Genomic DNA, 26,344 nt, shown 5'->3' on the forward strand with positions numbered 1-26,344 from the left:
TCGTGCCGAGGCAGGTACTGATCGTCGGATATGTGGTCCTGCTGGTGACGCCGCTGGCCCTGGCGGGGATGCAGGGGCTTCCCCTCCGGTCCCTGTGGGATGAGCTTGCGACCGGCGCAGGTCTGGTCGCTTTGGCCATCCTGCTGGTCGAGTTCCTGTTGTCGGGCCGCTTTCGTTTGATCTCGCGTCGGATCGGCATGGATGTGACGATGCGTTGGCATCGGGTTCTGGCGCGCGTGGCCTTGGTGTTGGCCCTGATCCATCCCTTTCTGTATCAGGGCGCGCGCAACCCGCCCTATCCTTGGGACTCCACGCGCCAATTGACCCTAAGCTGGGAGCCCGAGACCATCCTGCCCGGCGCCGTCGCCTGGATGTTGCTGCCGGTCTTGGTGGGGTTGGCCCTGTCGCGGTCGGATCTGGGAAGAAAATACCAGAACTGGCGGTTGGGTCACGGATTGATGGCTCTGACCATTGCGGGTTTTGCCATCTGGCACGCGCTGGCGGCGGGCCGCTACAGCGCAGACCCGGTTCTGACCGGCGTCTGGCTGGCATTGGGGGCGGTTGCCGGTGCGTGTATGCTGCGGGTCTATCTTCTGGCGCCGCTCGCCCGGTTGCGCCGACCATGGCGCGTGACAAGTGTCGGGCCGATTGCCGAACGCACCTGGGAACTGGTGCTGGCGCCGGACGGCCATGACGGGCTCAAATTCCAGGCCGGACAGTTTGCTTGGCTGCAGGTCGGGCACGGCCCGTTTTCAGTGAACGACAACCCGTTTTCCATCGCCTCGGCGCCTTCGGGGGGCCCCGAGATACGGTTCGTCATCAAGGAACTGGGCGACTTCACCCGCAGCTTGGGGCGGATTCCGATCGGTGCGCCGGCCTATTTGGATGGTCCGTTCGGGCATCTGACCCCGGTCGAGCGGGACGCACCGGGCATGGCGCTGATCGCCGGGGGTGTCGGGATCGCCCCAATGCTGAGCATTCTGGACGAGTTGCGCGCGCAGGGCGATCCGCGCCCGGTGACGCTGGTCTACGGCAACAGGTCGGCGGCACAGATCGTCGATTCCGACAGACTTGCCGCGATGGAACGGGGCGGGCATCTGCGCCTGGTTCACGTGGTTTCGGAACCGGCCGAGGACTGGACCGGTGAGGTAGGGGTGATCGACCGGTCTCTGTTGCGCCGTTTGTTCGACGATGAGGCGCGCCGAAGCTGGTTGTTTGTCCTGTGCGGCCCGCCCGGAATGCTGACCGCGGTACAGCAGGACTTGACCGCGCTGGGCGTACCCCGGCACCGGATTCTGTGTGAATCCTTCGTCTATGATTGACGGGCTACCTCGGGCCGGCCGTTCAGCGCGTGGAAGATATGCGTGAAGGTGGCCGCTCCGAGGATCGGAATCACGAGGTTGACCAGCGGAAAGGTCAGCGGGATGGCCATCAACGTGCCGGCAATCCAGATGGTCGAGGCATGCTGCGCGCGCAACCGGCGCGCCCCGTCCCGGCCGACCCGGCGCATGGCGGCCAGCGTGAAGTATTCGCGCCCCAGAAGAAAACCGTTCATGCCCCAGAAGATAAACGGCATGAGCGGCGGGAACAGGGCATAAAGCACCAGGGCCAGCAGGTTCGCGACAATCAGAACGCCCAGGAACCCCAGCGAATCCAGAACCGCGTCTGCGACCGGAATGCGGGGGACGGGCGGAAGGGCCGGATAATGCTTGTCCTCGACGGCTTGGGCGACCTCGTCCAGGAACATCGAGGTGATCGCCGAAGCCACCGGAATCATGAGAAAGATCGGAAGGATCAGCACCAGCACAATGCCGGAGTAGTTGAGGACATCGTTCAGCCACGGCACGGCCCCGACAAAAGGCAGCGAAATCTCAGAGCCTGACGCGAAGTTGATCAGCCAGATGGCACCGGTGCAAGCAACGACCAGCAACAGGATCGTCAGGCCGATGCCGCGCATCAGGACCTTGCGGAACCGGGGGTCTCCGATCTGGCCGAGGGCGGCGAAAAAGGCGTTGAGAACGATCACTCGGACACCCATTCGGTGATCGCGTCCACATCCGGGCGGGGGCGTTCGGGCGGAGCGGTGCTTTCGGTGGCGATGTGGATCAGCCCGGCAACCCGCTCGTTCGGCGCCAGGCCGAGACCGCGTTCGCAGAATTCCCGGTCATGCGTTTGCCAGCCCGACAGCCAGTTTGCGCCCCAACCCGCGGCCAGCGCCGCGTTCAGCAGGCCCAGGCAGGCCGCCCCGGCCGAATAGGTCTGCTCGATCGCAGGGATCTTTTCGGACGGTTTCTGAACCTCGATCACGGCAACGGCAAGTTGCCCCATGTCGAACTGGCTGCGGGCTTTTGCGATCTCGTCGGGGCTTTTGCCCAGTGCCTGTCCACGCTCTTCGGTCAGCGCGGCCAGACGGGGCATGGCGCCTTTTTCCAGAACGATGAACCGCCACGGCTCCAACTTTCCGTGATCGGGGCAGCGGGCCGCCGCAGTCAGCAGCGGCATCAGTTGATCGCGGTTCGGCGCGGGCGCAACCAGCGTCTTGGCCGGGCGAGAGCGGCGGGATTGCAGAAATTCCAACGCGGCCGGGTTCTTCAGAGACATATGTTAACCTTTTTCACATGGGCCATTGGTATTTCGGGCAGACAAGGCGTCATTTCAAGGGCAAACTCTCATCTCGAAAGACTCAGGCTCAATTCAATTGACCAAATGGAAAAAATTGTATGGCCGAACCAAAACTGAAGCACCTGCCGGATCTGAGCCATCTGGCCAAGGATGGGCAACGCATCGCCGTGCGCGCGACACCCAAGGCCGCGCGGGATCGTATGCAGGTGGATGGTTCGGTCGTCCAGATCTGGGTCACGGCTCCGGCCGAGGATGGCAGGGCAAACACGGCGGTGGCCCGAATTTTGGCCAAGGCGATGGGTGTCGCGCCTTCTCGACTGACCCTCGTGCAAGGGCAGGCCGCGCGGGACAAGCTGTTTGCCTATGATCCTTGATCGTCCGTCTCACGAATCTGGTAGACCCCTTCGGGCAGGTCCAGCGCGGCGGCAAGGTCGCGCAACTGCCCGGCCGAGAGCGTGATCTTCTGGATGCGGTCGGTCCGCGGGTCGAACTGTTCGATGGTGACGCATTCGGCAAAGCTGTTGATGACCACGTCTTCCTGCAGGGGCGGCGGGCCTTCGTCCACCAGGGTGATGACCGTCGAGTCGAATTCATGTTCAATCGAAAACATGATCCAACAGTGCCCGGCCTGATGGCCCAATGCAACCATCGATCGGTTCGTCCGCTGTGGTCTCTCGGGTTCGGCTGCGCTAGGCTTTACGCCGGATCTGAGGGAAGGATATCGTGGATGCGCCGCGTTTTTGTCTTGCTGCTGCTGGCCTTGGCCGGGTGCGGCGCCGCCGTCGAGCGCCACGTTCTGGTGCCGGCCGAGGCTTGGGCGCCGACCTCTCTCGCCTTGCGGGACAAGGCCGAAACCTTTCGCCAGGTCAGCCGCGCGGTTGCCAGGGCGGCGGGCGCGGAATGCCGCCGGCAGACCAAGGGCCAGAACTGTGACTTCGTGATCCTCGTAGATCTTGCCCCTTATTCCCAGCCCAACGCCTTTCAGACGCTGGACGAACAAGGCCGGCCTCTTGTGATCTTCAACCAGGGCATGATCGGGTCGGCCCGCAACGGCGACGAGATGGCCTTTGTGATGGGCCACGAGGCCGCGCATCACATCATGGGGCATATCGCGCGCCAGATCGAAAACGCAAAGGAGGGTGCGCGCGTCTTTGGCGAGTTGGCCAAGGCCCAGGGCGAGGGGCCGGACGAGATCGAACGCGCACAACAACTGGGCGCCGAGGTGGGCATGCAGAGCTATGCCAAGACATTCGAGTTGGAAGCGGACGTGTTGGGAACCGTCATCACCAATGCAGCCGGATACGATCCGCTGAAGGGAATGGCCTATTTCAGCCGCATCCCCGACCCGGGAGACCGTTTCCTGGCGTCGCACCCGCCCAATGCCAAACGGGTCGAGGTCGTGCTGGAGACCGCAGCCGATCTGGGGTTGATGGAATGACGGAACTGACCCGTCTTGGCGTTGTTTTGACCGACCGAGGCTCGAAATATGCGGTTTCGGGTGCGCCGGTCGGAAGCCGTGACGACATCGATGCCGTGTTGCGGGCGTTGAAGGCGGACAAGCTGTATGCCAAGGCCACCCACAACACTTGGGCTGCTGTCCTGCCGACAGGTGCCCTCAAGGCCGATGATGGCGAAGCCGGAGCGGCCATGGTCATCCTGCGCATGATGCAGCGGGCGGGGCTGCAGGACCACGTGATTATCGTCACTCGCTGGTATGGCGGAAAGAAATTGGGCGGCGACAGGTTCCGACGGGTTCAGGACGCGACGCGGGCCTATCTGGACCGTCTTGGGGCGACTGCTTGACCTGTATCAAGGGCCACGCGGCGCATTTGCCGTATCGTCAAAGCCATCGGTATAAGGAAAGGCGGGGCCATGACACCTAAAGAGACGCTGAAGCGCCATGCGGATCTGTTGGACCGGATGGCGGATCAGGTGGGCGTTGACCTGCAGGAAGCCGCGATTTCAGGCGCAGTTTCACTTGATCAGTTGTCAGACGCGGTGTTGCGGTGCGCCGAATGTCCGGACCCGGTCTGTTGTGCGCGGGGGCTGGCCGGCGAGGAATTCGGGGGCAAGCCGCCGGAATTCTGCAGAAACCGCGAGATGCTAGGCCGTTTGGGCCGGACTTCACGGGGGCAGTCATGAAGGTGCTGGGCGACACCGCGCGCCATCTGCGCCTTGTGCTGAAAATGGGGCGCATCACCCGCACGGATCTGCTCGTCGCCTACCGTTCGGGTGGTCTGACGCAGCAGGACTGGGCACAAGCAGTTCGGCGCTGCCGCGGTTGTGGGCGGGCAGAGATGTGCCGAGATTGGCTGTCAGGCGCGAAGATCGGTGCGCGGGTACCTTTCGCATGCCCGAATCTCGGGCTGTTTCATCGAATTCGTGCAGAGACGGGTCAGGAGTTGTGATGCGGCACATACATCTGGGAGATATCGAAAAACACTTCTGGCTTGCCCGCTCGGTTGCCCGTCGCATGGGGGTTTCGCTGACCGAAGCCATGGCCGACGGGCGTCTGAGCCACCAGGCTTATGCCGAGATCGTTACCCGATGCAGGGCGGCCGACTGCAGCAAAGGCTGTGTCCTGTGGCTGGCCGAGCAACAGGCCGAAATGACGCCCGAGCCGCCTTGTTGCGCGATTGCGGATGCTCTGAGGCAATTGCGCTGAGCGGCTAGAGCCGGGAATGCGTGCCGTCGCAAATCGGAGGGTTTTGGGTTTGCTTGCATCCACAAAAAAAGACTTTCCGCGTCGCTTCAGCCTTGTATGAGACGGGTTCGATTCCGGTGCCCTTATGTGAACCGTCACAAAGTGGCTGACGCTTGGATCTCCCGCACCGGCACCAGAAATAGGTTTTTCCTTCGTTGACCTCGACTGGATAGGGGGCCTTGCGGGCGATCATTGGTGGTTCAGCCATTTTGCTTGTCCTTTCAGCGAAAAATCATCAATTGGTTCGGGTTGCATTGTAACCTGACGGACTGCCTTTGCTTAGGCTAAAAATGGGGCACACGGCATGGTTTTGCCCTGGTTCACGACCGTGTGATCCAAAATGTTGCCACGCGGCCATATTGGCCGTATTCTGGACGCGGCCCCGAAAAGTTGGGCAATATCAGAAAAGTATTGAAGGATTGATGGACATGAAACTGAAATTCGCTGCCGCAGCCGCATTTGGCTTGATCCTGACCGCCTGTGGTCAGCAGGAAGAACCCGCTCCGGTCTACATCCAGCCCGACTATGATAAATACGGAACGCCCAGCTGCTCGGCCGGATATGAACTGGCAACAACCGAAGCAGGTCAGACCGTCTGCAACCCGGTCAGCCAGTAAGGCTTTACCAATTTTGGCTTTCGCGGGCGGTCCCTCTTGGGCCGCCCGTTTTTCGTGGGCTGTGCCTCAGTGCAGCAACTTACCCCACAGGTCGTATTCACCGGCTTCGTCCACTTGAACCGGGACGATGTCGCCAGGACGAAGCGCCTCGAAACCTTCGTCGATGAACAGGTTCCCGTCGATCTCCGGCGCGTCGGCCTTGGTGCGACAGATGGCGGCGTCCTCGTCCACCTGATCCACGATCACCTCGATCGTCTGGCCCACCTTGGCGGCCAGTTTCGCCTCGGAGATCGCCTGCGCCTTTTCCATGAAGCGTTCCCAACGCTCCTGTTTGACCTCTTCGGGGACGTGATCGGGCAGGTCGTTCGAGCGCGCCCCGTCGACGTTTTCGTATTTGAAGCAACCCACGCGATCCAGCTGCGCCTCGTCCATCCAGTCGAGCAGGGTCTGGAACTCGGCCTCGGTCTCGCCCGGGTAGCCCACGATGAAGGTCGAACGCAGGGTGATGTCGGGGCAGATCTCGCGCCAGGCGGCGATCTCGTCCAGTGTTTTCGCCGCGGCCGCGGGGCGCGCCATGCGTTTCAGAACATCCGGGTGGGCGTGCTGGAAGGGAATGTCGAGATAGGGCAGCAGGTTGCAGCCCGCATCCGCCATCAGCGGGATCAGCTCGCGCACATGCGGATAGGGATAGACGTAGTGCAGCCGAACCCAAGCATCCATTTGGCCCAGCTCGCGCGCGAGGTCGGTGATGTGGCTGCGCACCTCGCGATCTTTCCACGGGTTCACGTCATATTTGCGGTCCAGCCCATAGGCCGAGGTGTCCTGGCTGATGACCAGCAGTTCACGCACGCCGTTTTCCACCAACTTTTCGGCCTCGCGCAGCACCGCATGGGCGGGGCGGCTGGCCAGCTTACCGCGCATGTCGGGGATGATGCAGAACTTGCACTTGTGATTGCAGCCCTCGGAAATCTTGAGATAGCTGAAATGGCGCGGGGTCAGCTTGACCCCCGAGGCCGGCAGCAGATCGACGAAGGGGTTCGGATCGGGCGGCACGGCGCTGTGCACGGCATCCAGCACCTGTTCATACTGGTGCGGGCCGGTCACGGCCAGAATGCGCGGATGGTGTTCGCGGATGTAGTCCGGCTCGGCCCCCAGGCAGCCGGTCACGATCACCTTGCCGTTTTCCACCAGCGCCTCGCCGATCGCCTCAAGGCTTTCGGCCTTGGCGCTGTCGAGAAACCCGCAGGTGTTCACGATCACCGCGTCCGCCCCGGCATAGTCGGGCGAGATGCCGTATCCTTCGGCCCGCAGGCGGGTCAGGATGCGTTCGCTGTCCACAAGCGCTTTGGGGCAGCCGAGCGAGACCATGCCGATGGTGGGCTGACCGCGGCGCGGGGCATCGTCAATCCGGGCGGCAGGCGCCAGGTCGGGGCGGAGGTTGGGCGGGTTGGTGCTCATGGCGCGGCATATAGTGGGGAAATCTTCCCCTTGCAAATCCCACGCGTCGGGCAGACATCATTTAGGCAAAGGACAACAGGGGCGCATAGAAATCATGAAGTGGCTGTTTCGCATTCTTTTCATTCTGATGGCCGCCATCGGATTGACCATCGGGGCCTTGCTGTTGATGCCCGGCGACAAGCTTGGCGCGATCCTGGCGGAACAGGTCAAGGCCCAGACCGGGCGCGACCTTGCGCTTGAGGGCGACGTACGGTTTTCGTTCTGGCCCGTCCTGGGCCTGGAAACCGGACCGGTGCAATTTGCGAATGCCCCCTGGGCCGGACCCGAACCCATGCTCAGCGCGTCCAGCCTGGAGGTGGGCGTTGATGCCTCGGCCCTTCTGGGCGGCGAGGTCCGGATCGGTCGTGTATTGGCGCGCGACCCGGTCGTGCGGCTGGAACTGTCCGACGGACGCGGAAACTGGGAACTGGCACCCCGCCAACAGGCCGCGCCAGCCGAGGCCGCCTTGCCGTCTGGCGGGCCGAAACCCGCATCGCAGCCCAGTTCCGTGACGCTGGACAAGCTGGAACTGACCAATGCCCGGCTGGTCTATGTCGAAGACGGCGCGGTTCGCATGGATTTCGCGAACGTGGATCTGTCGGCCAGCTGGCCCGACATTTCCGCCCCGATGCGGATGGACGCGGAAATGCCCGTGCCGGGTGGGGCGGTTACGGTGGCGTTGAGCATATCGGATCTGCCGGCCTTTTCTTCAGGTCAGGCGACGCCGCTGGCGCTGGACCTGAGCGCGCCCGGGGGCCAGGTTAACTTTGACGGACGCGTCAATCTGGCAGGGGAAATGGACGGGCGCACCCGGATCACAACGACCGATACACACAAGATGCTGGCCGCTTTTGGCCAGGCGGGTGTGACCGTGCCTCAGGGTCTGGGCCGCGCGGCCGACGTGCGCGGTCAGATGACCTATACCCGCGACGGACGCATCGCGCTGCGCGACATCCAGGTCGCGCTTGATCAGAACCGGATCACGGGCAATGCAGACATCCTTGTCGCCGCCACTCCGCATATCACCGCAAATCTGACGGCGGGCCATCTGGATCTGTCGCGTGTCGCCGATGCGGATGCTGGTACGCAGACCCGGAGGCAACCAAAAAACGACGCCCCGAAAGCCGGATCGTCGCCACGGGGCGACGACGGATGGTCAAAGCAGCCGATCGACGCATCGGTTCTGGGCCTGGCCAATGGGCAGATCCGCCTGAGGGCCGAGTCGATTGCGGTTCCCGGGCTCGAATTCGGCGCAAGCGACCTGACACTCAGCCTCGACCGGTCGCGCGCGGTCATGCAGATGAACCCGGCCACGCTGTTCGCGGGGCAGCTGACCGGGCAGGTGGTCGCCAACAACCGCAACGGATTGTCGGTCGGCGGCAAGCTATCGGCGCAGGGGGTCGACCTGCAGCAGGCTTTGACGGCGCTGGCGGGGGTTGAACGGTTGTCGGGCAAGGGGGGGCTGGATCTGGAATTCCTCGGCGAAGGTCAGAGCGAAGATCAGATCATGCGCTCGCTCAGTGGCAAGGGCAGTCTGAAGGTGGGCAAAGGGGTCATCGCGGGGATCGACCTTGATCGTCTGATGGGACGTGGCGATGCCGTGGGCGGGACGACGGTGTTCAACAGCCTGACGGCCTCATTCGTGATCCGCAAAGGAAACCTCAGAAACAATGATCTGCTGATGCAGTTGGACAATTTCCGCGCGGACGGGTCTGGCCGGATTGGACTGGGTCGGCGGGATATCGACTATGTTTTCACGCCGGTGGCCTTGCGCGCCAATTCAGGCGAGGGGCTGGCGGTTCCCGTGCGGATCCAGGGCCCGTGGAGCAACCCGTCGATCAAACCGGATCTGAGCAAAGTGATCGAGGCGGCCACCGACGAAAAGCTGAAAGAGCTGGAACAGGACGCCAAGCAGAAGGCTCTCAGGAAGGCCGGAGAAGAGCTTGACACGACCATCACGGACAGCGACCAAATCGAAGACGCGGTCAAGAAAAAGCTTGAAGAAGAGGCCAAGAAAGGCCTGCTGAAACTGCTGGGAAACAACTGATCAATGGTTGTGGGGGCGCTGGCGGCGCCCCCATCGGTGTCAGATCGTCTGGTCGTAGTCGCCCACGCCGGGCTCGGTGCGGATCACGGCGTCGAGATCGGCGAAAATGGCCCGCATTTCCGCCTCGCTTTCACTGCTTTCACATACGACGACCAGATTGGGAGTGTTCGACGAAGCCCGCACCAGACCCCAGCTGCCATTGTCCAGGATCACGCGCGCGCCGTTGACCGTGACCACCTCTTTGATGGGGCGCCCGGCCAGTGTTTCCCGCGCCTCGGCCTTGGCAACCAGCTTGTCGACCAGCCGCGCAAGGATGTCGTATTTCTCGGTATCGGCGGCATAGGGCGACATGGTCGGGGTCGACCACGTCCTGGGCAGCGCGCGGCGCAGGTCCGACATGCTTTTGTCCGGGTTCCGGTCCATCAGCTTGCAGATTTCGACGGCCACCCGCATGCCGCAGTCATAGCCGCGCCCGACAGGCTCGGCCAGGAAATAGTGGCCGGACTTCTCGAACCCGGCCAGCGCGCCGATTTCCTTAACGCGCCGTTTCATGTGGCTGTGGCCGGTTTTCCAATAGTCGGCCTTGACGCCAAGCGCCTGCAGTTCGGGATCGCTGGCGAACAGGCCCGTCGATTTCACGTCGGCCACGAAGGTGGCGCCGGGATGCAGCTTGGCCAGATCGCGCGCCATGATCACACCGACCTTGTCGGCAAAGATCTCTTCGCCTTCGTCATCGACCACGCCGCAGCGGTCTCCGTCGCCGTCAAACCCCAAGGCCAGATCCGCGCCCGTTGCTTTGACGGTCGCGGCCATGTCGTGCAGCATCTCCATTGCTTCGGGGTTGGGGTTGTAGTTGGGGAAGGTGTAATCCAGCCGATTGTGGCTGGGTACGACCTCGACCCCGATCCGCTCAAAGATTTCCGGTGCAAAGGCCGAAGCCGTACCGTTGCCCGTGGCACAGACGACCTTCAGCGGACGGGACATTCTGAAATCGCCGACCAGATCGTCGATATAAGCCTCTTTCACCCCATCGACGAATTCATAGGACCCGCCAGGGCGGGCCACGCCTTCACCGTTCAGCACGATATCGCGCAGTTCGGACATTTCATCGGGGCCATGGGTCAGCGGGCGGTCAAAGCCCATCTTGACCCCGGTCCAGCCGTTCGGGTTGTGGCTGGCGGTCACCATGGCCACGGCCGGGACATCCAGGTGGAACTGCGCGAAATAGGCCATGGGCGACAGCGCCGGGCCGATGTCCTTGACCCGGATGCCCGCCTGCATCAGACCAAGGATCAGTGCGTTCTTGATCGCCAGCGAATAGTCGCGATAGTCGTTTCCGACCGCGATCTCGGGCTTGATCCCGCGCCTGTGCATCTGCGTCCCCAGGCCGAGGCCCAGCGCGGTCATGCCGGGCAGGTTGATCTCGTCGGGATATTTCCAGCGGGCATCATATTCGCGAAAGCCGGTGGGCTTGATCATCGCGTCGCGCAGAAAGCTCCAGGTGTTCGGGGTCACCTCGGACAAGGGTTTGGTCATGTCAAATCTCGGTTTTCAAATCTGAATTGGGTTGGCTTTGGCAAGGGCGTCGAACTGCATCAGTGTCCCGATCAGGTCGCCCATCTGATCCAGCGGGATCATGTTCGGCCCGTCTGACGGCGCGTTGTCCGGGTCTTGGTGAGTTTCGATGAACACTGCGCCAATGCCCAGCGATACCGCGGCGCGGGCCATGACCGGCGCGAATTCGCGCTGACCACCCGACGATCCGCCCCGGCCACCGGGCTGCTGCACCGAGTGCGTAGCGTCCATCACGACCGGATATCCCGTCCGGGCCATTTGCGGCAGCGATCGCATGTCGGCAACCAGCGTGTTGTAGCCAAAGGATGTTCCGCGCTCGGTCAGCAGGATGTTCCGATTGCCGGTGCTTTCGATCTTTTCGACGATGTTCGTCATCTCCCATGGGGCCAGGAACTGACCCTTCTTGACGTTGACCGCCTTGCCCGTTTCACCCGCAGCCAACAACATGTCGGTCTGACGGCACAGGAACGCGGGGATCTGCAGGATATCCACCGCTTCGGCCGCGACGGCGCATTGTGCTTCGGTGTGAACGTCGGTCAGGACCGGAACACCCATCGTCTTGCGGATGTCGTCCAGAACTTTGAGGCCCGCATCGATCCCCATGCCGCGTTTGCCGGACAGGGACGTGCGGTTGGCCTTGTCATACGAGGCCTTGAAGACGTATTGCGCTCCGACCTTGTCGCAGATTTCCTTCATCCGGCCAGCGATCATCTGGGCATGGTCGGCGGATTCAAGCTGACACGGCCCGGCGATGACGGTCAGCGGAAGATCGTTGCCGACCGTCAGGTCGGCGATTTTTACATGTTGCATATGCTCTACGAAGATACCTGTTCACGGAGGACTGACGTGGTCAGCGAAATCATAAGGTAGATACCAGCAAACAGCAGGAATGCCAAAATCGTATTTTCGAATTTGCGCGGATAGCTGGGCTCTTGGCTGGGTACCGGGTTGACCGAAACGGTCAGGTATCGGACCTGACGGTTGGCCTCGGTCCGGGTGTTCTCCATCTGCTGCATGGCGGTCTGCAGCATCATGTCCCGGGCCGCCAGGTCGGCCTGGGCCATTTGGATGCGCACGCTCAGTCGCGCCAGAGAGTTCTCGCCAGCAGACGCATCCAGCATCTTTGCGTTCAACTCCTCCAGCACCGCCTGCAACCGCTCGATATCGGCGCGCACGCCGTCGACCTTGGCCTGGTTCGGCCGCGGGTTGTCCAGCAGGGCAGCCAGTTGCAGTTCCTTGTCCTGCAGCTGAATCTCGATTTCATTGATACGGGCGCGCAGGCTGGCGATCACGTTCTCCGGGTCCAGAACGGCGCCTTCAAGCTGCAACTCGATCAGGTCTTCCTGCGCCTTGCGCCGGGCCGCCTGTGCCGCCTCGAAGCTTTCGACGGCGTCGCGCATTTGGTCTTCGCGTTTCTTTTCAGACAGGGCGTTCACACGGTCCTCGGCATAAGAAATCAGTTTCTCCGAGAACAGGGTCGCCGTTTCCGGATCCGGTGCCGCAACTTCCATCCGAATCACGCCTTCGGTCGGGTCATAGCCGATGGTGATCATCCGCTTGTACAGCTTGAAGGCATCTTCCAGGGTCGCATCCTGTTCGAGGCGTTGGATGGGGTCGATCCAGTCTTGCTGGAAGACCTTCGAAAACCCGGCGTCACGGTCCAGAAGCAGCAGCGCCTCTTTCGATTCCAGAAAGGACTGCACCGAGATCGAATCCTGGGTCGTTGCAAATTGCGTCCCGGCCAGCAACCCGCCGATGCTGCCGGGCCCGCCATCGGCCTGCAGGATCAGAAATTCCGAATTGCTGGCGTACATCGGCGTTGCCACCTTGTAGAAATAATAGCCGACCAACAGCGTCGGCAGCAGCACGAAGGCGGCCAGCCGGGCGAACAGACCGATCAGCTTGCGCCGCCGCCGCCGGGCGATGTCTTTCTGGATCTGGCCAATCTCGAACGCACGACGCTCGGCCGGGCTGAGTTCGGGGCTGGGCAGGTTTTCGGTTTTTCCCTTGATAGTCTGCGGCAGGTGGATCTTGACTTGGTCTCGGGAAGTGCCGTCCGGGGCAGGGGCATCGCCCAATTGGCCGACGATATCCAGCAGGTTCTTGCGCGGGAACGGGTCGATCCCCTTTTGGCGCAGCAGCCGCACGGCGTCGTAATCCGACGTCGCGGCCAAGCCATGTTTCTGCGCCATGCGCCGTGCTATGCGCAATTGCCGCCCCGTAAGCCCCTCGCGCTTGATCGCATCCAGCTCGGTTCCTGCCGGCATTTCGGCCACGCCCTGCGTCGCCTTTCGAATGCGCGAAATGGCTTCGGCCCGGGCTTCGACCGTTCCTTCGCCCTTGGCAGCCCGGTTCGGGTCGTATTTCTTAGCCTTGGGTTTGGTAGTCATACACCTGTTTCGCTTCTTCCAGAGACTCAAAAACGTGAAGCCGGCCGTCCAGTAGTACGGCCGCCTGTCTGGCGAATTTCTCAAGAACCTTCGGGTCGTGCGATACGATCACCAGAGTCGTCGTCCGCAGGCGTTCCTGCAGGATCGAACCCGCTTTCTTGTTGAATTCCACATCTGTGGTTGCCGGCATGCCTTCGTCGATAAGATACATGTCAAAGTCCAGTGCCAGCATCAATGCGAAGGTGAACCGTGCGCGCATCCCCGAGGAATAAGTGGCCAGCGGCTGGTTGAAATATTCGCCCAGACCACAGAGCCAGCTGCAATAGGCTTCGACATAGTCCGGATCCATTCCATAGATTTTGGCGATGTAGCGCGCGTTCTCCAGTGCCGACAGGCGTTTGGACACGCCGCCGGTAAACCCCATCGGGAAAGAGACCCGGCAGTCCCGACGAATCACGCCTTCGTCTGGCTTTTCGAGACCCGCCATCATGTTGATGAGCGTCGTTTTTCCGGTTCCGTTCGGGGCAAGGATGCCCAGCGACTTTCCCAGCTCGACCCGGAACGAGGCCCGGTCCAGGATCACCTTGCGGCGTGTCCCGGTCCAGAAGGATTTGCTGACATTTTCAAACTCGAGCATTTCCGGCCTGTGCAACTTTTTCGTTCCGGCCCGGCCACGACGGTCCGGCCAAAGCCCCTTTGTTATCGGGCCATGTTGGCTACATTATGTCGAATTGTGAAACAAATCTTCAATGCGCGCGGAAAACTGTTCCGTGCGAATGTGACATGCACTTGGTCAGAATGTCACTTGGCGAGCGAAGGCCCGGCTCAAAACGAGAAGGTGAGCAGAGTTTATGGAAAGCCTATCCCACCGGATCCGGTCGTGCAGATTGTGCGCTGAGCGGTTCGCCGCTACTGCGACTGGACACAGCCCGCGACCGGTGGTGTGGTTCCGGCCCGGCGCCCGGATCCTTGTCGCGGGGCAGGCGCCGGGCGCGCGGGTCCACGACTCCGGCCGGCCCTTTACCGATCCGTCCGGCGACCGGTTGCGTGATTGGCTGGGGCTCAGCCCGGCTGAGTTCTATGACCTTTCGCGGGTCTCGATCGTTCCGATGGCCTTCTGTTTTCCCGGCTATGACGCGCGGCAGGCTGATCTGCCGCCGCCGCCCATCTGCCACAAGACCTGGCATGCGAAGGTCATGCGGGAATTGGGGGCGGTGCCCCTGACCGTGCTGGTCGGCGGCCATGCCCATCGATTCCACCTGGGGACCCGATCCTCGGTGACCGAGACGGTGCGCGCCTGGCGGGACCATGCGCCGCGGGTCTTCGTCTTGCCTCATCCGTCGTGGCGCAATACGGCATGGTTGAAGAAAAACCCCTGGTTCGAGACCGAGTTGTTGCCGGTTCTGCGCGCCCGGGTGCAAGAGGTGCTGAATGACTGATACCACGGCCTTGGATGCAGCCCATGCCGCTATGGAGGCCCGTCCGCAGGACGATGCGGCCCGGCTGCGATTCTTTGAGCGGCTTGCCGATTCCGAGCTGTTTCTGATGCTGACCGAAGAGGCGCGCGGCGAAAATATCTCGCCCGAGTTGTTCGAAGTCGCCGACGGGCGTTTCGTGCTGGCCTTCGATCGCGAGGAGCGTCTTGTGCAGTTCGCAGGCAGACCGGCGCCCTATGCGGCGCTGTCGGGCCGGGTTCTGGCCGGGATGCTGGGCGGGCAGGGGATCGGGCTGGGCCTGAACCTCGAGGTGGCGCCCTCGTCGATGCTGATCCCGGCCGAAGCACTGACCTGGCTGGCCGAGACGCTCAGCCATGCTCCGCAGGCGGTCGAGGCGCGTCTGGAAGAGTTCCTGCCGCCTGCCGGCTTGCCCGATGCATTGTTGACGGCGCTGGATACCAAGCTGGCAACGGCGGTAGGGCTGGCCTCGGCCGCCTATCTGGTGGCGACGCGCGCCCAGGGCGGCGGGGCCGGGCATCTGCTGGCCTTCGTCGATGCGGTCCAAGGCGCGGAACCGGCGCTGGCCAAGGCGGTCTCCGAGGCGCTGACCTTTTCCGGGATCGAAGCTGGAGCATTGGACGTTGGGTTCTTTGCTGATGACGATGCCGCGACCGAGGCGTTGTCGATGGTTGGGCTGCGGTTTGACATCCCGCAACCGACCCGCCCGGATCCTGTCCGCGCCGCGCCCGGAAGTGATCCGGACAAACCGCCGATCCTGAAATGAAAATGCAGCGCCGGGGCGCTGCATCTTCGGTCAGGCGGCTGAAAAAGACGTCAGACTATTCGGCGGCTTGTTCCAGCTTGTCCTGCGTGCGCGTCTCGAAATCACTGGCATCGTGGCGTTCGCGCAGTTGGGTGTGCGGCTCGCCGAAGGCGCGGTTGACCATCCGGCCGCGTTGCACCGCCGGGCGGGCATCGATCTCTTTTGCCCACCGCATCACGTTCGTGTAGGAATCGACATTCAGGAATTCAGCGGCGTCGTATAGACGGCCCAGAACCAGTTGGCCGTACCACGGCCAGATCGCCATGTCGGCGATCGAGTAGTGATCACCGGCAATGAAGGGTTTGTGAGCCAGTTCCCGGTCCAGAACGTCCAACTGGCGCTTGGTTTCCATGGCAAATCGGTTGATCGGATATTCCCATTTCTCGGGCGCGTAGGCATAGAAATGGCCGAACCCGCCACCCAGATAAGGCGCGCTGCCCATCTGCCAGAACAGCCAGTTCATCACTTCGGTGCGGTCCGGGCCGGATTGCGGCAGAAACGCACCGAATTTCTCGGCCAGATGGAACAGGATCGACCCACTTTCGAACACGCGCACCGGTTTGTCGCCAGACCGGTCCAGCAGGGCGGGGATTTTCGAGTTGGGATTGATCTCGACAAAGCCCGAGCCGAACTGGTCACCCTCGCCGATATTGATCAGCCAGGCATCGTATTCGGCGCCGTCATGGCCCAGGGCCAGCAGTTCTTCCAGCATCACGGTGACCTTGACCCCGTTCGGCGTGGCCAGCGAATACAGTTGCAGCGGATGCTTGCCCACGGGCAGATCCTTGTCATGGGTGGCGCCCGCGATGGGGCGGTTGATGCTGGCAAAACGTCCGCCGCTTTCGCTGTCCCAGGTCCAGACTTTCGGGGGGGTATAGGTGGATGCGTTGCTCATCTTCTGCCTTTCATGCCTAAGCCGGGCGCGCCGGGTCGTCCCAGAGGTAGTATCGTCACGCCCCGAGGCCAACCCCCGACGTTGCGCGTTTCGTGAAACAATCCTCCGCAATTCGCTCACGTTTTCTCGTGGCCGGTCACAGCAGCGTTAGCTGGGCTGTGCGATCGGGGGGATTCCAATATTCTCGGCAGCGAAGATCACGCGGACACCGCCTCCAGAACAAGGATCACGTACATGAACCGTTTTGCACTGACTTTTGTCGCCGCCATGATGCTGGGCGTTCCGGCCCTTGCCGGGCCTCAATATGTTGACGGGACTGGCTATGCCGCATCCGGCTACGACGTTGTCGCCTATCGCGACCTCGAACAGGTGCCCGTCGGGCAATCCCAACCCGAAGCCGTGCGTGGCCGCGCCGACATCACGGCCGAATACAACGGGGCCACCTGGGCTTTCGCGTCCGAGGAGAACCGGGCGAAGTTTCTTGAAAATCCCGCCTATTACGCCCCGCAATATGACGGGCATTGCGCCTATGGCGTGTCCAAGGGGGGCAAGGTGCCGGGCAACCCCAACCTGTGGCGCATCGTGGATGACAAGCTGTATTTGAACATCACCGATGTCGTGGTCGGTTTCTGGGAGGAGGACGTGTCGGGCAACATCAACCTAGCCGAAGGCAACTGGCCCGAGATCGAGCCGTCGGACGCCTCGACCAGCGTCATCCCCAAATTCACCTCGGCCGGACCGATCCAGAACTGATCCTTTGTTTCGATGATCGCGGGCCCGGCGGGACTTGCCGGGCCTTTTCGCGTTTTCAGAACGCTTCGTTCATGTGCGGGTCGGCCTCAAACCGGATCCGCACGCTTTTCGCCCCGGGGAACTTGCGTTCGCGGATCGTGTCGGGAACCAAGACCTCTCCCGCGCCGGATGACGTGGCCTGAAAAGACAGGATCTCGGCCTCGAACTTGCGGCCGCTGGTCAGGATCGAGGTCGGCAGGGCGACCCGGTTCTTACCCTCGCAAACCGGCGTGGCCACGAAGAACGTCAGATCGCGCCCCCGGCACCCCACGGCCGAGGGAATGTGGTCTGCGTTGGCCTGTTCTGAATTTCGGCAGGGCGCGCGGTGATCGTCATGCGGCAAGGCGCCGCCGGCCCCAAGAAGAGACCGACATGACTCGAGCGCATCTTCGGCCAATTCGATCAGACGCGCCCTGAGCTTGGGGCGGCGTGGACGTGCCGGGCCGGCGGCCTTAGTGGCCAGCCCTTCGCTTCTGAGGAGGTCAAAGGCCGATTTGGCCTCGGCGAACTGCACGGAATCCCCGCCGGTGCGGTCGGGATGCGCGCGAAAGGCGATGTCGCGCCACGCGTTGCGAATGTCAGATGCCGTCGCGGTCTGATCCAGGCCAAGCGCCCGCAATGCATCAACCCGAGCCTGAATTTTGTCGACTGGCTCCATACCAAAATCACTCTTTAAAACACGTTCCCTTATTTTCCGGGACAACCGGTGTTTGTGTCAAATAAATCAACTGATTGGGCGCTTCTGGACAACAGTTCGAGGTTTGCGCGGCGATTGTATTCATGGCTGGTTTGCGCAGCCGCCGGACGAAAAAAAAGGGGGCCGCCCGGGGCGGCCCCAGCACAGGGGATTGCGGCAAGAGAGGTCAGGCGACGTGTTGCAGGTCGACCTTGGGCGTTATCCCCAGGGCGAAACACACGTCGCGCGTCAGCTCGGGGCGGTTGAGCGTGTAGAAATGCAGCTTGTCCACGCCGCCCTCAATCAGGTCCGAGCACAGTTCGGTGCACAGCGCGGTGGCCAGCAGGTCGTGCCGGTCGTCGCGGATGGCCTTCTCAAAGGCATCCTCGACCCATCCGGGAACCCGGGCACCGCAGCGTTTCGCGAATTTGCGGGCGCCCGTCCAGTTCTCGATCGGCAGAATGCCCGGCACGATCGGCTTGTCGATCCCCGCCTTTGCGCAGGCATCGCGAAAGCGGAAGAAGGTCTCGGCTTCGAAGAAGAACTGAGTCAGCGCCTCATCGGCGCCAGCATCCAGCTTGGCCTTGAGCCAGTCGATATCGGCCTGTGCATCGGATGCCTCGGGGTGGATGTCGGGATAGGCGCCGACCCGGATCTTGAACTTGCCGGTTTCGGCCAGCGCCGCGATCAGTTCGACCGAGGTCGCGAAACCGTCGGGATGCGGAGTGAAACGGTCCTGCCCCTTGGGTGGGTCGCCGCGCAGGGCAACGATGTCGGTGACGCCGGCGGCGGCGAATTCCTGGGCGATGGCCAGGGTTTCAGAGCGCGAAGCATCGACGCAGGTTAGATGCGCGGCCACCGGCAACCCCGACGATTTGTGCAGCGTGGCCACGGCGTCACGCGTCAGCTCGCGCGTGGTGCCGCCCGCGCCATAGGTGACCGAAACGAATCGCGGCCCCAGCGGTGCCAGGGTCTGAACCGTATCCCACAGCCTAAACGACGCTTCGAGCGTTTGCGGCGGGAAGAATTCAAAGGAGATCTCGGGCTTGGTCATCGGTGTCTCGCTGTTTGTGACCAGGCTCTTGTGCCATGATGCGGGTTGTGAGACAAACTCATATTCCTCAAGAACAACATGAGTTAGACTGCAAATGCATATCGAGTTCCGGCACCTGCGCACGATCAAGGCCATCCATGACTGCGGTGGGCTGGCGCGCGCGGCCGATCAGCTGAACATCACGCAATCGGCGCTGAGCCATCAGATCAAGGGGCTCGAGGATCAGGCCGGGGTCGAGCTTTTCCTGCGCCGGTCGAAGCCGATGAAACTGTCGGCGGCGGGGCTGCGCCTGCTGCGTCTGGCCGAGCAGATCCTGCCGCAGGTCGAGGCCATGCAGGAGGAGTTTTCCTCGCTGCGCGACGGGCGTACGGGGCGGATGCACATCGCGATCGAATGCCACGCCTGTTTCGAGTGGCTGTTCCCGGTGCTCGAGGCCTTCCGCAAGTCGTGGCCGGATGTCGATGTCGATATCCGGCCGGGTCTGGCCTTTGACGCGCTGCCCGCGCTGCAGAAGGAGGAGGTCGATCTGGTCGTCTCCTCGGACCCCGAAGACCTGCCGGGCGTCGAGTTCATCGAGCTGTTCGACTACAACCCCGTTTTCGTTGCGGCCTCGACCCATCCGCTGGCAGAAAAACCGTATATCGAGGCCGAGGATTTCCGCGGCCAGACCCTGATCACCTATCCGGTCGAACGGACCCGGCTGGACGTGTTCAGCCAGCTGTTGATCCCCGCGCGGGTCGAGCCGGCAGCGATCCGGCAGGTCGAGCTGACGGCAGTGATCCTATTGTTGGTCGCATCGAACCGCGGGATTTCGGTCCTGCCCGACTGGGTCGTGCGCGAGGTCAAGTACAACTCGGACTATGTGACCCGCCCGCTGACAAAGGATGGCATCACGCGGCGCCTCTACGCTGCTGTTCGCGCCGAGGACATGGAAAAGCCTTTTGTGCAGGAGTTGGTCAAGCTGGCCAGCCAGGAGGCGCGCAAGTTGCAGGCGCAATAGGGCCGTGGCCCCGCGCGAGACGGTGGGCTGCCATGCGCATCATTCCTCTTGGCAAGGGGGCGTTGCGCCAGTATACGCGCGGTTTGACCGGACAGGAGCCTCGGAACAATGGTTGGCAGTGCAAATCTCAACATCATGATCAAGGCCGCACGCAAGGCGGGCCGATCGCTGGTAAAGGACTTTCGCGAAGTCGAGAACCTGCAGGTGTCGATGAAGGGCGCGGGCGATTTCGTCTCGAAGGCCGACATTGCCGCCGAGAAGATCCTGAAAGAGGAACTGCTGGGTGCGCGCCCCACTTATGGCTGGCTGGCCGAAGAGGGCGGCGAGATCGAGGGCGAAGACCCGACCCGGCGCTGGATCGTCGATCCGCTGGATGGCACCACTAACTTCCTGCACGGCCTGCCGCACTGGGCCATTTCGATCGCGCTGGAACACAAGGGCAAGATCGTCGCCGGCGTGATCTATGACCCCGCCAAGGACGAGATGTTCTTTGCCGAAAAGGGCGAAGGCGCCTGGATGAACGACATGCGTATCCGCGTGTCGGGCCGGCATCGCATGATCGAGTCGATCTTTTCGACCGGTCTGCCGTTTGGCGGGCGGTCCGATCTGCCGGCCACGCTGCAGGACCTGGCCCGGCTGATGCCGGTCTGCGCGGGCGTGCGCCGTTGGGGCGCCGCGGCGCTGGACATGGCCTATGTGGCTGCCGGTCGCTACGAGGGGTTCTGGGAACGTCGGCTGAATGCCTGGGACATGGCCGCGGGCATCATCATCGTGAAAGAGGCCGGTGGTCTTGTGCAGCCGCTGAACCCCGAGGGCAGCATTCTGGAGGATGGTGAAGTGATCTGTGCCAACGAGCCGATCTTCGACCAGTTCGCCAAGGTGATCCGGGGCTGAGCCTTCCGCTCAATCGGTTCGGTCCGAGGGGTGGTTGACCCCGTCATTCCACGGAATCGGGCCATGCGTGCGCGGGTTGCCACCTTCGATGCACCCCAGGTTGACCCCGCATTCCGCGGGGTCTGATCGCCTCTGGTGATAGACATATATCCCGCAGGTCTTGCAGAAATAGTGTTTGGCCGTGTGCGTGCCCCATGTGTAGAGGCTCAGATTGTCTGCGCCCTGCAGGATGCGCAGGCTGTCGGTGATGGCGGTCACGGCGGCGGCCCCACGGCGGATGCAAAAGGAACAGTCGCATCGGGCGGCCGTGGACAGGCCGCCGGGGAACTCGGCCTCAATCTTCACGGTGCCGCAATGGCAGGTGGCGGTCATCCGGGTCATCGGCGTGGCACTCTTGGTATACGGGACTGGCTGAGCTTGTAGCGGTGTTCGGGATGCGGCGGGTGACCGTGGGTACGGCTCCAATAAGCTGGCCCGCCGCGTTTCAGCCACAGCGGGATGCACAAAATCAAACCGATCACGAAGCCGCCCGTATGCGCCCAATAGGCTACACCGCCGGCGTCAGGGTTGCTGGACACGCTGCCAAGGAACTGCATTCCCAGCCAGACGCCCAGCATCACGAAGGCCGGGATGGTGAAGACCCGCACATAGACGACCAGAATCAGCAGGATATCTACGCGTGCCCTTGGGAACATCAGAAGGTAGCCTCCCATGACCCCGGCAATGGCGCCCGAGGCGCCTATGGTCGGAACCAGCGACCCCGGTGCCGTGATGATGTGGATCAGCCCTGCGCCGATACCGGCGACCATGTAGAACAGCAGGAAGGGCAGGTGGCCCATCTCGTCTTCCAGGTTGTCGCCGAAGATCCAAAGGAACAGCATGTTGCCGATCAGATGCATCCAGCCGCCATGCAGGAACATCGACGTCACCAACGTCTCGAGCGCCACGCCGTCGCTGATGCGGGCGGGGATGATCGCATAGTCGAAATAGAACCGATTGATCAGCCGGGCGTCGTCCATGATTCCGACATAGCTGAGGAAAATCAAAACATTCGCCGCGATCAGCGCATAGACGACATAGGGCGTGCGCCCCGAGGGGTTGTGGTCTCGAATTGGGAACATGGGGGGACGCTGGGCTTTTCCTGGCCCAGCGTCAAGTCAGCTTATGCCGCACCGCCCAGAAGTGCGGCGTTTCCTCCGGCGGCCGTGGTATCGACGCAGAGATGGCGCTCGGCCATCACCCGCGACCGGTCGGGCAAGCCGGGGATCAGCGGCAGGATGGGCCCGGTTCTGCGCGACAGATGCAGTTCGATCTGGCGCGCGGTGTCCGCGTCGCCCCACCACAGAACGCCTGCAATTCCCTGCAGGTCTTCCAGCCGGTGTAGGGCCAGCGCCCCCTCGGCCCGGATTGCCGTGCCGCCCAGCCCGAGTATGGCCTCCGCCTGCGCCTTGGCCGCCTCGGGGCCGGGGCCTAGGCACAAGAACGGCGCGCGGGGAAACTCGGTCAGCCGGTTCGATTCACCGGTCGGTCCGGGCATCGAGCGGGTCGTCGGCGCGGCAGGCTGCCCGATCGGTGCGGGCAGGTCGGCCGCGGCGGACCATTCCGCGTCCACGACCTGTCGGTCCGGGGCGCAGAAACGGGCCAGATAGTTCGGGCCACCCGCCTTGGGGCCGGTGCCGGACAGGCCTTCGCCGCCGAAGGGCTGCGAGCCGACGATCGCGCCGATCTGGTTGCGGTTGACATAGATGTTGCCCGCGTGGATCGCCTCGGTGACGTGCTGCACGCGGTCGTCGATGCGGGTGTGCAGGCCGAAGGTCAGGCCGTAGCCGGTGGCATTGATGTCGGCAATCACCAGGTCGATCTCGTGCGACTTGAAGCGGGCGACATGCAGCACGGGGCCGAAGATCTCGCGTTCCAGCGCATTGATGCCGGGGACCTCTATCAGCGTGGGCGCCACGAAGATCCCCTCGGGCGGCAGCGCCAGTTCTTTCAACACACGACCCTCGGCGCGGGCCTTGGCGACGTGGTCGGCGATGCCCTGACGGGCCTGCTCGTCGATCACCGGGCCGCAATCGGTCGAGAGCAGCCACGGATCGCCCACCGACAGGGCGTCCATCGCGCCCTTGAGCATGGTCAGCACGTCATCGGCGATGTCCTCCTGCAGATACAGGCAGCGCAGGGCGGAACAGCGCTGGCCCGCCGACTGAAAGGCGCTTTCGATGATCGACTGCACGGCCTGCTCGGGCAGGGCGGTGCTGTCCACGATCATCGCGTTCAGCCCGCCGGTTTCCGCGATCAGCGGCGTGCCGGGTTTGAGGTTCTGCGCCATGGCTGCGCGGATTTTCAGGGCCGTCGCGGTCGAGCCGGTGAAGGCCACGCCCGAGACGCGCGGGTCGGATGTCAGCGCGGCGCCCACCGACGGCCCGCCCGGCAGCAGTTGCAGGGCATCGCGCGGCACGCCGGCCTGATGCAGCAGCTGCACGGCCCGGTGGGCGATCAGCGGGGTCTGCGGCGCGGGCTTGGCCAGCACGGCGTTGCCGGTGGCGAGTGCCGCCGCGATCTGGCCGGTGAAGATAGCCAGCGGGAAGTTCCACGGGCTGATGCAGGTGAAGGTGCCCGCAGGCTCGCCCTCGGGGATGTTGGCGGCGTAGTAACGCAGGAAGTCCACCGCCTCGCGCAGTTCGGCCACCGCGTCGGGCAGCGATTTGCCGGCCTCGCGCGCCAGAAGGGCGAAGATCTCGCCATAGTGCTCCTCGTAGAGGTCTGCTGCGGCGTTGAGGATGCGGCTGCGCTCGGCCGCTGGGGGCTGCCACGGAGCAGCTGCGGCCAGCGCAAGCTCGACATCCGAGGCGCTGGTCGGGGCGACGGTGCCGGGGCGGTCCTGCGGGTGGGCCGGGTTGGTGACCACCTCGTCGGCCTCGGGCGATGCCTCGCCGGCCAGCAGCGGGCGGGCATACCAGTGGTGGGCGCGGAAGGCGTGGCGCGCGGCGTCGATCGCACCCAGCGTCGGCGTGTGGGTCAGGTCAAAACCGCGCGAATTCGGGCGCTCGGGCAGGAACAGTTCGGGGCCGGTGGGCAGGTGTTTCGCGGGCTCTTGAACCGCCTCGAACGGGTCGGCGGCGACCTCTTCGGGCGGGACGTGCTCGTCAACGATCTGGTTGACGAAGGAACTGTTGGCGCCGTTTTCCAGCAGGCGCCGCACCAGGTAGGCCAACAGGTCGCGATGCGCCCCGACCGGGGCGTAGATCCGGCAGCGGGTGTTCTGGCGCTCCATCACCAGCCGGTGGAGGGTTTCGCCCATGCCGTGCAGGCGCTGGAACTCGAAGGGCTGGTCGTCAGCCATGTGCAGGATCGCGCTGACCGTGTGGGCGTTGTGGGTGGCAAATTGCGGATAGATCCGGTCGGTCATGCCCAGCAGCTTGCGGGCATTGGCGATGTAGGAGATGTCGGTCGCCGCCTTTTGGGTGAAAACCGGGAAGCCATCGACGCCCGCGACCTGCGCGCGCTTGATCTCGGTGTCCCAGTAGGCACCCTTGACGAGGCGCACCATCAGCTTGCGGTCGTGGCGCTCGGCCATGTCATAGAGCGTGTCCAGCACCAGCCCCGCGCGCGGGCCATAGGCCTGCACCACGATGCCGAACCCGTCCCAGCCGGCAAGCGCCGGTTCGGACATCACCGCCTCGATCACCTGCAACGACAGCGACAGGCGGTCGGCCTCTTCGGCGTCCACGTTCAGGCCCATGCCGGCGGCCTTGGCCAGCAGGGCAAGGGCCCGCAGGCGCGGCACCAATTCGTGCATCACGCGCTCTTCCTGGGCTACTTCGTAGCGGGGATGCAGGGCCGACAGCTTGACCGAGATGCCGGGGTTGGCGCGGATGTCGTCATGGGTGCAGGCCTCGGCAATCGCGGCGATGGCGCGGGAATAGGCGAGGTGATAGCGCGCCGCGTCCGCCTCGGTGCGGGCGGCCTCGCCCAGCATGTCGTAGGAATAGGTGTAGCCCTTGGCCTCCATCCCGGCGGCACGTTTCATGGCAGACTGGATGGTTTCGCCCAGAACGAACTGACGGCCCATTTCCTTCATCGCGCGCCCGACGGCGGTGCGGATGACCGGCTCGCCCAGCCGCTTGATGGCGCCGCGCAGGGCGCTGACCGGCGTGGCCTTGCCCTCGTCCAGCACCTTGCCCGTCAGCATCAGCGCCCAGGTCGAGGCGTTGACCAGCGACGATGACGAGTGACCCAGATGCTTGCCCCAGTCCGAGGGCGCGATTTTGTCCTCGATCAGCGCGTCGATCGTGTCGGCATCGGGCACGCGCAACAGCGCCTCGGCCAGGCACATCAGCGCCACGCCTTCTTCGGTCGAAAGGCCGTATTCGGCGAGGAATACCTCCATCAGCCCCGGCGCGGTGCTGGAGCGGATGTCGCGCACCAGTTGCGCAGCCGCCTCGCAGATGGCGGTGCGGTCCGCTTGGGTCAGGGCGGCCTGATCGGTCAGGGATTTCAGCAACGCGGTCTGGTCCGCGTAGGTCATGGAATCGATGGTGTGGCGCAGGCTGTGAGTCATGTGTCCTCCGGTCTTTCACGCAGTATACTTGCGATTTTGCGGGACAACGGACCGAAAATGAAATATCGGGCACCCGATGTCCTGAATTTAGGATCAAATGCCATGCGAAAAGACTTTCCGGGTTTGGACCGGTTCGACCGCGCGATTCTGTCCATCGTGGCCGAGGACGGGCGGATCTCGGTCGCGGATCTGGCCCGTCGGATCGGGCTGTCGAAATCGCCGACACAGGCGCGGCTGAAACGACTCGAGTCCGAGGGGATCATCACCGGCTACCGTGCGATGCTGGACCCGATCCGCCTGGGCCTGGACCATGTGGCCTTTGTCGAGGTGCGCCTGACCGACACGCGGGAAAAGGCGCTGGCCGAGTTCAACGCGGCCGTGCGCAAAGTGCCCGAGATCGAACAGGCGCACATGATCGCGTCGAATTTCGACTATCTGCTGAAGGTGCGGACCGGGTCTATGACGGAATATCGCGCGGTTCTGGCCGAAAAGATCTCCTCGATGCCGCATGTGGCCAGCACCTCGACCTTCGTGGCGATGGAGGCGGTGAAAGAGACCGGGCTGGCCGATGCCATCGATGGTGTGGGTTGACGAAATCTGGTGGTGCGCCACCATTGGTATATGAGAAACCTTGTCCTTTCCGCAGTGCTGAGCACGGGCGTCGGGATCCCGGCGCTCTCCGAAACATGTCCTCCCGCGCCCGACCACGACGCCCGGCTGGGCGAACTGATCGACCAGATCCGGCAGGCCGAGACCGAGAT

Annotated in this window: 30 protein-coding genes; 15 read left to right on the top strand and 15 right to left on the bottom strand. The window is 63.3% G+C overall.

Going from position 1 to position 26,344, the window contains the following annotated elements; translation table 11 throughout:
• The first annotated feature begins 2 nt into the window (after window positions 1-2).
• Window positions 3-1,322, top strand: coding sequence for a ferredoxin reductase family protein (locus AC2FM3_RS11165; protein WP_496681714.1), 1,320 nt, complete (start codon window positions 3-5; stop codon window positions 1,320-1,322).
• Here AC2FM3_RS11165 and AC2FM3_RS11170 read toward each other — a convergent pair.
• Complete coding sequence (locus AC2FM3_RS11170) at window positions 1,313-2,038, bottom strand: EI24 domain-containing protein (protein WP_496681717.1); 726 nt, start codon at window positions 2,036-2,038, stop codon at window positions 1,313-1,315. The genes AC2FM3_RS11165 and AC2FM3_RS11170 overlap by 10 nt on opposite strands.
• A complete protein-coding gene (locus AC2FM3_RS11175) occupies window positions 2,023-2,601 on the bottom strand; it encodes a nitroreductase family protein (RefSeq protein ID WP_496681718.1) in 579 nt (192 codons plus the stop codon). The genes AC2FM3_RS11170 and AC2FM3_RS11175 overlap by 16 nt, the downstream gene beginning before the upstream one ends.
• A gap of 119 nt (window positions 2,602-2,720) precedes the next feature.
• On the opposite strand from AC2FM3_RS11175, the gene AC2FM3_RS11180 reads away from it, so the two are divergent.
• A complete protein-coding gene (locus AC2FM3_RS11180; RefSeq protein WP_496681720.1) occupies window positions 2,721-2,996 on the top strand; it encodes a DUF167 domain-containing protein in 276 nt (91 codons plus the stop codon).
• Here the strand turns inward: AC2FM3_RS11180 and AC2FM3_RS11185 are convergent.
• A complete protein-coding gene (locus AC2FM3_RS11185) occupies window positions 2,984-3,232 on the bottom strand; it encodes a DUF8831 family protein (RefSeq protein WP_496681723.1) in 249 nt (82 codons plus the stop codon). The two genes, AC2FM3_RS11180 and AC2FM3_RS11185, sit on opposite strands and share 13 nt — an antisense overlap.
• A gap of 117 nt (window positions 3,233-3,349) precedes the next feature.
• Between AC2FM3_RS11185 and AC2FM3_RS11190 the strand changes: the two genes are divergently transcribed.
• From AC2FM3_RS11190 to AC2FM3_RS11210, 5 genes are all read left to right on the top strand, one after another.
• Entirely contained in the window at window positions 3,350-4,060 is a 711-nt protein-coding gene (locus tag AC2FM3_RS11190) for a M48 family metalloprotease (protein WP_496681726.1), read from the top strand.
• Window positions 4,057-4,425, top strand: a complete 369-nt coding sequence (locus tag AC2FM3_RS11195; RefSeq protein WP_496681728.1) for a YigZ family protein — start codon at window positions 4,057-4,059, stop codon at window positions 4,423-4,425. Before AC2FM3_RS11190 ends, AC2FM3_RS11195 begins: the two co-directional genes overlap by 4 nt.
• A 69-nt stretch (window positions 4,426-4,494) precedes the next feature.
• Window positions 4,495-4,764: a DUF6455 family protein gene (locus AC2FM3_RS11200; RefSeq protein WP_496681731.1), complete on the top strand. Its 270-nt coding sequence runs from the start codon at window positions 4,495-4,497 to the stop codon at window positions 4,762-4,764.
• On the top strand, window positions 4,761-5,030 hold the full coding sequence (locus AC2FM3_RS11205) for a DUF6455 family protein (protein WP_496681732.1): 270 nt from the start codon (window positions 4,761-4,763) through the stop codon (window positions 5,028-5,030). The genes AC2FM3_RS11200 and AC2FM3_RS11205 overlap by 4 nt, the downstream gene beginning before the upstream one ends.
• Entirely contained in the window at window positions 5,030-5,287 is a 258-nt protein-coding gene (locus AC2FM3_RS11210) for a DUF6455 family protein (RefSeq protein ID WP_496681735.1), read from the top strand. The genes AC2FM3_RS11205 and AC2FM3_RS11210 overlap by 1 nt, the downstream gene beginning before the upstream one ends.
• 4 nt (window positions 5,288-5,291) lie before the next feature.
• Here the strand turns inward: AC2FM3_RS11210 and AC2FM3_RS11215 are convergent, their stop codons facing one another.
• On the bottom strand, window positions 5,292-5,534 hold the full coding sequence (locus tag AC2FM3_RS11215; RefSeq protein WP_496681737.1) for a CDGSH iron-sulfur domain-containing protein: 243 nt from the start codon (window positions 5,532-5,534) through the stop codon (window positions 5,292-5,294).
• Window positions 5,535-5,754: 220 nt separating this feature from the next.
• On the opposite strand from AC2FM3_RS11215, the gene AC2FM3_RS11220 reads away from it, so the two are divergent.
• Window positions 5,755-5,943, top strand: coding sequence for a hypothetical protein (locus tag AC2FM3_RS11220; protein ID WP_496681739.1), 189 nt, complete (start codon window positions 5,755-5,757; stop codon window positions 5,941-5,943).
• 66 nt (window positions 5,944-6,009) lie between these two features.
• Here the strand turns inward: AC2FM3_RS11220 and rimO are convergent, their stop codons facing one another.
• Window positions 6,010-7,401 carry a 30S ribosomal protein S12 methylthiotransferase RimO gene (rimO, locus tag AC2FM3_RS11225; RefSeq protein ID WP_496681741.1) on the bottom strand — a complete coding sequence of 464 codons (1,392 nt, stop codon included), beginning with the start codon at window positions 7,399-7,401 and terminating at the stop codon, window positions 6,010-6,012.
• A 94-nt stretch (window positions 7,402-7,495) separates the two neighbouring features.
• On the opposite strand from rimO, the gene AC2FM3_RS11230 reads away from it, so the two are divergent.
• Window positions 7,496-9,487, top strand: a complete 1,992-nt coding sequence (locus AC2FM3_RS11230; protein ID WP_496681744.1) for an AsmA family protein — start codon at window positions 7,496-7,498, stop codon at window positions 9,485-9,487.
• A gap of 39 nt (window positions 9,488-9,526) precedes the next feature.
• On the opposite strand, the gene AC2FM3_RS11235 is transcribed toward AC2FM3_RS11230, so the two are convergent.
• Genes AC2FM3_RS11235 through AC2FM3_RS11250 form a run of 4 tightly spaced genes read right to left on the bottom strand, consistent with a single transcriptional unit; the run spans window position 9,527 to window position 14,089 of the window.
• Window positions 9,527-11,023 (bottom strand): phosphomannomutase/phosphoglucomutase, encoded by a 1,497-nt coding sequence (locus tag AC2FM3_RS11235; protein ID WP_496681746.1) that lies wholly within the window; start codon window positions 11,021-11,023, stop codon window positions 9,527-9,529.
• 15 nt (window positions 11,024-11,038) lie between these two features.
• A complete protein-coding gene (gene kdsA, locus AC2FM3_RS11240) occupies window positions 11,039-11,872 on the bottom strand; it encodes a 3-deoxy-8-phosphooctulonate synthase (protein ID WP_496681748.1) in 834 nt (277 codons plus the stop codon).
• Between the two features lie 5 nt (window positions 11,873-11,877).
• A complete protein-coding gene (locus tag AC2FM3_RS11245; RefSeq protein ID WP_496681751.1) occupies window positions 11,878-13,452 on the bottom strand; it encodes a KpsE/RkpR family capsule polysaccharide export protein in 1,575 nt (524 codons plus the stop codon).
• Window positions 13,430-14,089, bottom strand: coding sequence for an ABC transporter ATP-binding protein (locus AC2FM3_RS11250; RefSeq protein ID WP_490362212.1), 660 nt, complete (start codon window positions 14,087-14,089; stop codon window positions 13,430-13,432). The genes AC2FM3_RS11245 and AC2FM3_RS11250 overlap by 23 nt, the downstream gene beginning before the upstream one ends.
• Before the next feature lie 214 nt (window positions 14,090-14,303).
• Here AC2FM3_RS11250 and AC2FM3_RS11255 point away from each other — a divergent pair, with 214 nt between their 5' ends.
• Window positions 14,304-14,891, top strand: a complete 588-nt coding sequence (locus AC2FM3_RS11255; protein WP_496681753.1) for a uracil-DNA glycosylase family protein — start codon at window positions 14,304-14,306, stop codon at window positions 14,889-14,891.
• A complete protein-coding gene (locus AC2FM3_RS11260; protein WP_496681756.1) occupies window positions 14,884-15,672 on the top strand; it encodes an SseB family protein in 789 nt (262 codons plus the stop codon). The genes AC2FM3_RS11255 and AC2FM3_RS11260 overlap by 8 nt, the downstream gene beginning before the upstream one ends.
• A gap of 55 nt (window positions 15,673-15,727) precedes the next feature.
• On the opposite strand, the gene yghU is transcribed toward AC2FM3_RS11260, so the two are convergent.
• Window positions 15,728-16,606, bottom strand: a complete 879-nt coding sequence (gene yghU, locus AC2FM3_RS11265) for a glutathione-dependent disulfide-bond oxidoreductase (protein ID WP_496681758.1) — start codon at window positions 16,604-16,606, stop codon at window positions 15,728-15,730.
• Window positions 16,607-16,840: 234 nt separating this feature from the next.
• On the opposite strand from yghU, the gene AC2FM3_RS11270 reads away from it, so the two are divergent.
• Window positions 16,841-17,359 (top strand): YHS domain-containing (seleno)protein, encoded by a 519-nt coding sequence (locus tag AC2FM3_RS11270; RefSeq protein WP_496681761.1) that lies wholly within the window; start codon window positions 16,841-16,843, stop codon window positions 17,357-17,359.
• 55 nt (window positions 17,360-17,414) lie between these two features.
• Here the strand turns inward: AC2FM3_RS11270 and AC2FM3_RS11275 are convergent, their stop codons facing one another.
• Window positions 17,415-18,056, bottom strand: coding sequence for a J domain-containing protein (locus AC2FM3_RS11275; RefSeq protein ID WP_496681764.1), 642 nt, complete (start codon window positions 18,054-18,056; stop codon window positions 17,415-17,417).
• Window positions 18,057-18,261: 205 nt separating this feature from the next.
• Window positions 18,262-19,128: a methylenetetrahydrofolate reductase [NAD(P)H] gene (gene metF, locus AC2FM3_RS11280; RefSeq protein ID WP_496681766.1), complete on the bottom strand. Its 867-nt coding sequence runs from the start codon at window positions 19,126-19,128 to the stop codon at window positions 18,262-18,264.
• Window positions 19,129-19,222: 94 nt separating this feature from the next.
• Between metF and AC2FM3_RS11285 the strand changes: the two genes are divergently transcribed.
• Window positions 19,223-20,128 (top strand): LysR family transcriptional regulator, encoded by a 906-nt coding sequence (locus tag AC2FM3_RS11285; RefSeq protein WP_496681767.1) that lies wholly within the window; start codon window positions 19,223-19,225, stop codon window positions 20,126-20,128.
• Between the two features lie 108 nt (window positions 20,129-20,236).
• Window positions 20,237-21,022 carry an inositol monophosphatase family protein gene (locus tag AC2FM3_RS11290; RefSeq protein WP_496681769.1) on the top strand — a complete coding sequence of 262 codons (786 nt, stop codon included), beginning with the start codon at window positions 20,237-20,239 and terminating at the stop codon, window positions 21,020-21,022.
• Between the two features lie 9 nt (window positions 21,023-21,031).
• Here AC2FM3_RS11290 and AC2FM3_RS11295 read toward each other — a convergent pair whose 3' ends face one another.
• From AC2FM3_RS11295 to putA, 3 genes are read right to left on the bottom strand one after another with little or no spacing between them, the layout of a single operon-like run.
• A complete protein-coding gene (locus tag AC2FM3_RS11295) occupies window positions 21,032-21,403 on the bottom strand; it encodes a GFA family protein (RefSeq protein ID WP_496681771.1) in 372 nt (123 codons plus the stop codon).
• A complete protein-coding gene (locus tag AC2FM3_RS11300; protein ID WP_496681773.1) occupies window positions 21,400-22,143 on the bottom strand; it encodes a rhomboid family intramembrane serine protease in 744 nt (247 codons plus the stop codon). Before AC2FM3_RS11300 ends, AC2FM3_RS11295 begins: the two co-directional genes overlap by 4 nt.
• A gap of 41 nt (window positions 22,144-22,184) precedes the next feature.
• Window positions 22,185-25,583, bottom strand: a complete 3,399-nt coding sequence (gene putA / locus AC2FM3_RS11305) for a bifunctional proline dehydrogenase/L-glutamate gamma-semialdehyde dehydrogenase PutA (protein ID WP_496681775.1) — start codon at window positions 25,581-25,583, stop codon at window positions 22,185-22,187.
• A 102-nt stretch (window positions 25,584-25,685) separates the two neighbouring features.
• Between putA and AC2FM3_RS11310 the strand changes: the two genes are divergently transcribed.
• Entirely contained in the window at window positions 25,686-26,174 is a 489-nt protein-coding gene (locus AC2FM3_RS11310; RefSeq protein ID WP_496681777.1) for an Lrp/AsnC family transcriptional regulator, read from the top strand.
• Window positions 26,175-26,344: the final 170 nt, after the last annotated feature.

Source organism: Ruegeria sp. BHSB172 (genome assembly GCF_059613165.1).